Genomic DNA, 6,193 nt, shown 5'->3' with positions numbered 1-6,193 from the left:
CCGGTGGTCGGGAGTCCAGTCGGTCAAAACATCAGGCGGGCCGGATCAACCGCCCTTGTTCGCGCAGCATCGAGGTCTCGCCTGGGGAATCCGTGCGCATCCTGCGCGAGCTTCAGGAATTGACCCAAAAGGAGCTTGCCACGCGCGCTGGGCTGCCGCTGGCGGCGTTAGTCGAGATCGAATCCGACCGCACCGCCCCCGACATCGAGCAGGCCAAGTCCCTCGCTCGTGTGCTCAAGTGTCATCCCGGTGCCCTGGTCTTTCTAGGAGGGTGACGTCCCTCGTTTTTCTCAGCTTGAGGGCAGTGTGCAGGGGCGTGGTCGCTTTATGGTCGCGCATCACCTGGCGGTGCTCCATGAGCAGATGGGGCGCGTGGAGCAGGCGCGAAAGTATCAGTAGCTGTCGCGGGCGTTGCGCGAGGGGCAAGGGCAGCGCTGATCCCGGCGCTAATGAAACACCGCCTCCGGCGTCTCAGCGGTAAGAATACGATCGGACCACTCCAGTAGGGTCTCGGCATCGGCCTCTTGGATCTGCTGGCGCAGCCGGACATCGGTGGGGCCGAATTTGCGCTCCATCTGGCGCAGCAGCATCTCGGCCTTACCCTGCTCGCGGCCCTGCTCGATGCCCTGCTCGCGGCCTTGCTCAATATACCGATCAATAAACGTCTGCATGATGGGGTCTCCCGGTGCGGTCTGTTCCAACAAGCGGCGGGCGTCACTCTCTTCCACCCGTTGTGTCCCTTGGACATAATATCGCAGCAGCGATTCCAGAATCTGCAGCGCGGTGTCGCGGTCGGCGATCTGGTCGATCAAGGCGATCAGCCGCTCCAGATGCTCGAGCGGCTGGTCACTGAAGATCCAGCGCATCGCCAACTCCACCACATCGCCTTTGATCTCCACATCGCTGCGTGGTGAGAGATCGTGCAGCGCATAGCGGAACTGCGGCACGTAGGGTTTAAGCGCCTCTGGTAGCGGTCGGATCAGCGCGTGGAAGTCGCTCGGCATCCGCCAGACGCTCTGACCATGATAGAGCACCAGCGGATAGACCGGCGGCAAGGTCTTGGCCTCGGGATGCTGCTTGCGGTAGGCATCGCCTTGCAGCGCGATGTAGCGCAGCAGTTGCAGCAAGACCCAGTAGTCGGGATGACTCTTGTGCTCAAACAGGATGTAGACGTGGAGTGCGAGGGTCGCTGCAGCATCTTCTAGATCAACTGCAGCGGCCGGATTAGCCTGCTCAGGTACGGCTGGATCGGCCTCATCGGGCACGGTTGGATCAGCCTCATCAGGCATACGCCATCTCAGCCGATAGACCAGATCAGAATAGGACGCACGCAATTCCCTGGAGACCTAGCTGTCTTTGCTGATCTCCAGACTGTCAAGATCCACCACTTCAAGCAGCTCAGCCGGCAGGTGCTGGCGCAGAAAGTCCTGCGCGATCTCGCGCCGAGTGAAGCTCTCTCGGAAGTAGACGTCGTGGGGATTGTTGATCTCGTCCATGGGGGTGGACTTTACCCGGATTGCAGCCTGACCGCGAGCCGCCTGCTGCTCGCAGCATTGAGGGGTAAGTCCCTGATTCTCCCTCTTCGCGAGCTTGCGCCGGTTGCGCATTGACCCGCGCCAACGTCGTGCAGCCCTCCCGTGCAGCTCGCTATACTGATGACTCCAGTCCCGCCGCGCCTCAGCGTCGGTCACCAACGCCCCTGCCAGAGCAACCACTGATGAGCGCCGCCTTTGATCTCTACACCAAGTTGAAACACACCTCGAGCGATGAGGAGCGCGCTGAGGTGATTGCGCAGGCCTTTGATGCGCTCGAAGCCCGTTTCCCTCAGCTCAATGATCTCGCGACCCAGGGCCATGTCCGCGAAGGCGAGCTGCGCTTGCAGAAGGAAATTAAGGAGGTTGAAGCGCGGCTGCAAAAGGACATCAAGGAACTCGAGGCGCGCCTACAGAAGGACATCAAGGGCGTTGAGCTCCAGATCAAGGAGGTCGACGCACGTTTACAGGAGCGAATCAGCCAGCTCGAAGTGAGCCTGCACCAGGCACTGGCCGCGCAGACCCGTTGGCTCATCGGTGGCCTCGCCATCCTCGGCGTCGTGCTGAAGCTCGCGGATGTGCTGATCGGACCTTGAGGACGCTCGACGTCGCTGGGGCTTGAGCGCTCGGCGTTGGCGCGCCATCAGGGCCGCAACCGCAGGCTGTTGTTGGCGCGGCTCAGTGAAACACCGCCTCCGGCGACTCAGCGGTAAGAATACGATCTGACCACTCCAGCAGCGTCTCGGCATCGGCCTCTTGGATCTGTTGGCGCAGTTGGACATCGGCGGGGCCGAATTTGCGCTCCATCTGGCGCAGTAGCAGCTTGGCTTCACCTTTTCGCTCGCCCTGCTCGATGCCATGCTGCCATGCTCGCTCCATTCAGCTTATATCGCAATGTTAAGATCAACGCTCTGGCCATCGCCAAACAGGGCGACACCGGCCGCACCCGAGTGCAGGATAAAGACCCATGGCACAACCGCTCTTCATCTTGGGTGCTGGCAAGATCACCCATGCGGCCAGCGATGACTTCGCGAACGCCACCCGCCGGTACCGTTGTCTCGCCCCAGACACCGAACGGCATCGGCCCAACGTGAACCAATGTTCTAGGCTCTCGGCCTGCTTCGAGCTCGAATCCAGCAGCCAACCCTGATGACGTGAGCAGATGAAGATCACGTTCAATCCGCATAAAAACGCACGCAATCGTCAAAAACAGGGGATAGACCTTGCCGAAATCGAGGCGGTTTTCTACGATCCTTATGCCATCACCATTGAAGATCTCGATCACGACGAGGAACGATTCGTGACGATCGGGCAAGACCACCTCGGCCGGGTGGTCATTGTGGCATACCACTATCGGGGCAACCACGAACTGCGTGTGATATCCGCGCGCGCGGCGCAACGCCATGAACGACAGCACGACGAACGGGAGGCCCACCATGCGCGAACACGATGATTTCTCTCATGGCCAACAGGGATCGGTGATCAACGCTGACGGCAAGACCCGCGTCACACTCTACCTGGACGACGACCTACTCGCCGTCTTCGGCGAACGCGCCGCCGCACAAGGCCTGGGCTACCAGACTCTGATCAACGAGACGCTGCGCGCCAGCCTGTCATCGGAAACCGCTCCGCTGACCGAAGCTAAGCTGCGCCAGGTGTTACATGAAATGCTCCCAGCCGCCTGATCAGCCGCCTTCTGCGATGGACTCCGCGACGAGATCTGGCGCATCGATACGGCGAAGTCGTCGAACAGCCTGCGCATCAGGATCAACGCGTGGTGCGCAGCGAGCGCCTCGTACGTCGTTTGCAAGAGCAAGCACGTCAAACGCTGACCAGCCTTCGTCATGTCACCCCCTGAACCCTCCGCTGCAACCCCAGCCTCCCCGAGACTGACCCTGGTCGTCATCGCCCGTGATGAAGCAGCCCAGAACGGCACTTGTCTCGAGAGCGCACGCGCGCTGGTCGATGCGATGATCGTGCTCGATACCGGCTCGCGGGATAAAACGGTGGCCATCGCCAAGGCTGCCGGGGCCAAGGTCTACCCGTTCGAGTGGGGCGATGACTTTGCCGCCGCCCGCAACGCGGCACTGGCCCAGTCGCGCACACCCTGGAACCTGATCCTGGATGCCGATGAGCGCCTGGCCGAGGGCGCTGAGCGGCTGCGCGCGGAGGTGGCCAAGCCGGCGGACTTCATCGGCGTGCTGCCGGTGGTCAGCGACTTCGATCTCGCCGGGCAGGTCGAGACCAGTACGGCTTGGATACCGAGACTGTTGCCTGCAGGGGTGCGCTACCAAGGCCGGGTGCATGAGCAGCCGGTGTCTGAGTGGCCGAGTGTGCGGCTGCCGGTGCTGATCCATCACTCGGGCTATCGGCGCTCGGCACTGGCGCGCAAACAGGGCCGCAACCGCAGGCTGCTGTTGGCGATGCTCGCAGAGCGCCCGGAAGATGCCTATCTGCGCGATCAACTGGGTAAGGACTGCGAGGTCTATGAAGACTTCGAGGAAGCAGCCCGCCAGTATCAGCGGGCGCTGCAGGCGAGCGCCTTGCTGCCGCGCCAGCCAGCCTATCGGCATGATCTGGTGGTGCGGGCGCTGTTTGCGCTCAAGCGTGCCGGCGCCTTGGAGCAGGCTATCGCGCTCGCTGAGCAGGAGATGCCGCACTGGCCGCAGTCACCCGACTTCTTCTTTGCGCTGAGTGATCTGTTGCTGGATTGGGCGATTCGCCATCCCGAGCAGGCCGCGCAGGAGATCCTACCGGTGGTGGAGCAAGCCCGGCTGAAGAGCCTGGAGATCGGCGAGCAGCCGAGCTTGGAGGGCAGCGTCCGGGGGCGTGGGAGCTTTCTTGCCGCGCATAACCTGGCGGTTTTGAACAAGCAGCTTGGGCGACTGGATGAGGCTGAGGACTATCGCGGCCGGGCTCAAACGTTGCGCAGCCAGCCAAAAAACGACAAGATCAAGGTCTAGAGAGGACTTTTGAATGGCATCAACCCAAGTCCGCCCCGAAAGCCTCCTCTTTTCGAGCAACGTTACTTCAGGAACATACCATGTCACTCAATCTTTTACTGACAACCGAAGAGAAAGCGTTACTGGATCAGGTCAGCCGTCAGTCCAAGCGTAGCCAAGATGACCTGATCCATCGAAGCATCCGTGAATATTGCAAGCGCCAATTGAAACAAACGGCACCCTCATCCTACGAGCTAGGACGGGATCTTTTCGGCGCTGGGCAGCTTGCCGACGCGCCTACCGATCCCGTTAAACGCCAAATCTGGGAGCGATTGCATGCCAAGCACCGGCGCCTGGATTGATACCGGATTTCTTGTTGCGCTGTTCGCCTGCGATGACCCGCATCATCCATCAGCCGTTTCATTCTTGGAAAGCAACCAGCGCTTAACATTGCATTCAATCTGGCCTGTCGTCACCGAAGCCGGTTTCTTCCTCGACACTGCCGGCAAGATTGCGCTTCTGACTTGGCTGGAGCGTTATGGCGTCATACTCCATGAACTCAGCACTCTTGAGCTGCCACAGATCTGCACAACGCTCGAGAAGTACCAAGATCTAGCGCCTGATTTTACCGATGCAGCCTTGGTCACACTGGCGGGAATCACTGGCATTCACAAGATCATTACCGTTGATCTCCGCGATTTCTCGGCGTATCGCCTTCCAGATGGTCGCTCCTTCGAGCGGTTGTGGCTTTGACCAAATGAAACATCGCCTCCGGGATCTCAGCGGTGAGGACGCGCTCGGATCACTCCTGCAGCGACCCGGCATCGGCCTCTTAGTTCTGTTGGGCAAGCAGGTCAAACACTAATAAGCCTCCGTCATGTCGCCACCTGAACAGTCCGCCGCAACCCCAGCCTCCCCAAGACTGACCCTGGTCGTCATCGCCCGCAACGAGGCGGCACTGATCGGCGGCTGCCTGGACAATGCGCGCGCGGTGGCCGATGCGATGATCGCACTCGATACCGGCTCGAGTGATGAGACGGCGGCGATCGCCACCGCCGCCGGGGCCAAGGTCTACCCATTCGCCTGGAGCGATGACTTTGCCGCGGCGCGCAACGCGGCACTGGCCCATTCGCACACACCCTGGAACCTGATCCTCGATGCCGATGAGCGCCTGGCCGAGGGCGCTGAGCGGCTGCGCGCGGCAGTGGCCAAGCCGGCGGACTTCATCGGCGTGCTGCCGGTGATCAGCGGCTTTGATCTCGCCGGGCAGGTCGAGACCAGTACCGCCTGGATACCGAGACTGTTGCCTGCTGGGGTGCGCTATCAAGGCCGGGTGCATGAGCAGCCGATCTCTGAGTGGCCGCGGGTACGGCTGCCGGTGGTGATCCATCACTCGGGCTATCGGCGCGCGGCGTTGGCGCGCAAACAGGGCCGCAACCGCAGGCTGTTGTTGGCGCTGCTCAGTGAAACACCGCCTCCGGGGTCTCAGCGGTAAGGATGCGATCTGACCACTCCAGCAGTGTCTCGGCATCGGCCTCTTGGATCTGCTGGCGCAGTTGGTCGTCGGTGGGGCCGAATTTGCGCTCCATTAATACTACTTTGTTAGATTAATTCCGAGCCCCTAGCTCAACCAGTATCATTCGCGCTATCAGGATCGTTTCCTTTGTAATATCGCTCAATATCTTTACGTCGTTTTTGATGCCGGATGTCCATCTGTGC

The 6,193-nt window shown here is 61.0% G+C and carries 12 protein-coding genes; 8 read left to right on the top strand and 4 right to left on the bottom strand.

Annotation, left to right across the window (positions count from 1 at the left end; translation table 11 throughout):
* On the top strand, window positions 1-275 hold a 275-nt coding region (locus tag CCR96_RS24345; RefSeq protein ID WP_242518374.1), incomplete at its 5' end, for a helix-turn-helix transcriptional regulator.
* Window positions 276-446: 171 nt separating this feature from the next.
* Here CCR96_RS24345 and CCR96_RS02520 read toward each other — a convergent pair.
* Together CCR96_RS02520 and CCR96_RS24210 are read right to left on the bottom strand one after the other, a co-directional pair.
* A complete protein-coding gene (locus CCR96_RS02520; protein WP_201216476.1) occupies window positions 447-1,289 on the bottom strand; it encodes an Rpn family recombination-promoting nuclease/putative transposase in 843 nt (280 codons plus the stop codon).
* Between the two features lie 57 nt (window positions 1,290-1,346).
* Window positions 1,347-1,607 (bottom strand): Rpn family recombination-promoting nuclease/putative transposase, encoded by a 261-nt coding sequence (locus CCR96_RS24210; RefSeq protein WP_207191837.1) that lies wholly within the window; start codon window positions 1,605-1,607, stop codon window positions 1,347-1,349.
* A 110-nt stretch (window positions 1,608-1,717) separates the two neighbouring features.
* Between CCR96_RS24210 and CCR96_RS02510 the strand changes: the two genes are divergently transcribed.
* Window positions 1,718-2,128 carry a DUF1640 domain-containing protein gene (locus tag CCR96_RS02510; RefSeq protein ID WP_201216460.1) on the top strand — a complete coding sequence of 137 codons (411 nt, stop codon included), beginning with the start codon at window positions 1,718-1,720 and terminating at the stop codon, window positions 2,126-2,128.
* A gap of 82 nt (window positions 2,129-2,210) precedes the next feature.
* Here the strand turns inward: CCR96_RS02510 and CCR96_RS02505 are convergent, their stop codons facing one another.
* The gene (locus tag CCR96_RS02505) at window positions 2,211-2,411 is read right to left on the bottom strand and encodes a DUF4351 domain-containing protein (protein WP_201216451.1); all 201 of its coding nucleotides are present in this window, start codon (window positions 2,409-2,411) and stop codon (window positions 2,211-2,213) included.
* An 88-nt stretch (window positions 2,412-2,499) separates the two neighbouring features.
* Here CCR96_RS02505 and CCR96_RS02500 point away from each other — a divergent pair, with 88 nt between their 5' ends.
* The 6 genes from CCR96_RS02500 (at window position 2,500) to CCR96_RS02475 (ending at window position 5,969) form a co-directional block, all read left to right on the top strand.
* Window positions 2,500-2,682, top strand: a complete 183-nt coding sequence (locus CCR96_RS02500) for a hypothetical protein (RefSeq protein ID WP_201216443.1) — start codon at window positions 2,500-2,502, stop codon at window positions 2,680-2,682.
* Between the two features lie 12 nt (window positions 2,683-2,694).
* Complete coding sequence (locus CCR96_RS02495; RefSeq protein WP_201216434.1) at window positions 2,695-2,985, top strand: BrnT family toxin; 291 nt, start codon at window positions 2,695-2,697, stop codon at window positions 2,983-2,985.
* Window positions 2,969-3,217 carry a BrnA antitoxin family protein gene (locus tag CCR96_RS02490; RefSeq protein ID WP_201216416.1) on the top strand — a complete coding sequence of 83 codons (249 nt, stop codon included), beginning with the start codon at window positions 2,969-2,971 and terminating at the stop codon, window positions 3,215-3,217. The genes CCR96_RS02495 and CCR96_RS02490 overlap by 17 nt, the downstream gene beginning before the upstream one ends.
* Window positions 3,218-3,376: 159 nt before the next feature.
* Complete coding sequence (locus CCR96_RS02485) at window positions 3,377-4,495, top strand: glycosyltransferase (protein WP_201216393.1); 1,119 nt, start codon at window positions 3,377-3,379, stop codon at window positions 4,493-4,495.
* 315 nt (window positions 4,496-4,810) lie between these two features.
* The gene (locus tag CCR96_RS02480; RefSeq protein ID WP_201216384.1) at window positions 4,811-5,227 is read left to right on the top strand and encodes a type II toxin-antitoxin system VapC family toxin; all 417 of its coding nucleotides are present in this window, start codon (window positions 4,811-4,813) and stop codon (window positions 5,225-5,227) included.
* 124 nt (window positions 5,228-5,351) lie between these two features.
* Window positions 5,352-5,969 (top strand): glycosyltransferase, encoded by a 618-nt coding sequence (locus CCR96_RS02475; RefSeq protein WP_201216376.1) that lies wholly within the window; start codon window positions 5,352-5,354, stop codon window positions 5,967-5,969.
* Here CCR96_RS02475 and CCR96_RS02470 read toward each other — a convergent pair.
* A complete protein-coding gene (locus tag CCR96_RS02470) occupies window positions 5,935-6,063 on the bottom strand; it encodes a transposase (protein WP_201216371.1) in 129 nt (42 codons plus the stop codon). The two genes, CCR96_RS02475 and CCR96_RS02470, sit on opposite strands and share 35 nt — an antisense overlap.
* Window positions 6,064-6,193 lie beyond the last annotated feature (130 nt).

Origin of the sequence: Halochromatium roseum (genome assembly GCF_016653315.1) — a bacterium.
Taxonomy (GTDB): Bacteria; Pseudomonadota; Gammaproteobacteria; order Chromatiales; family Chromatiaceae; genus Lamprobacter; species Lamprobacter roseus.
This window is presented reverse-complemented; position numbering and strand designations above follow the sequence as displayed.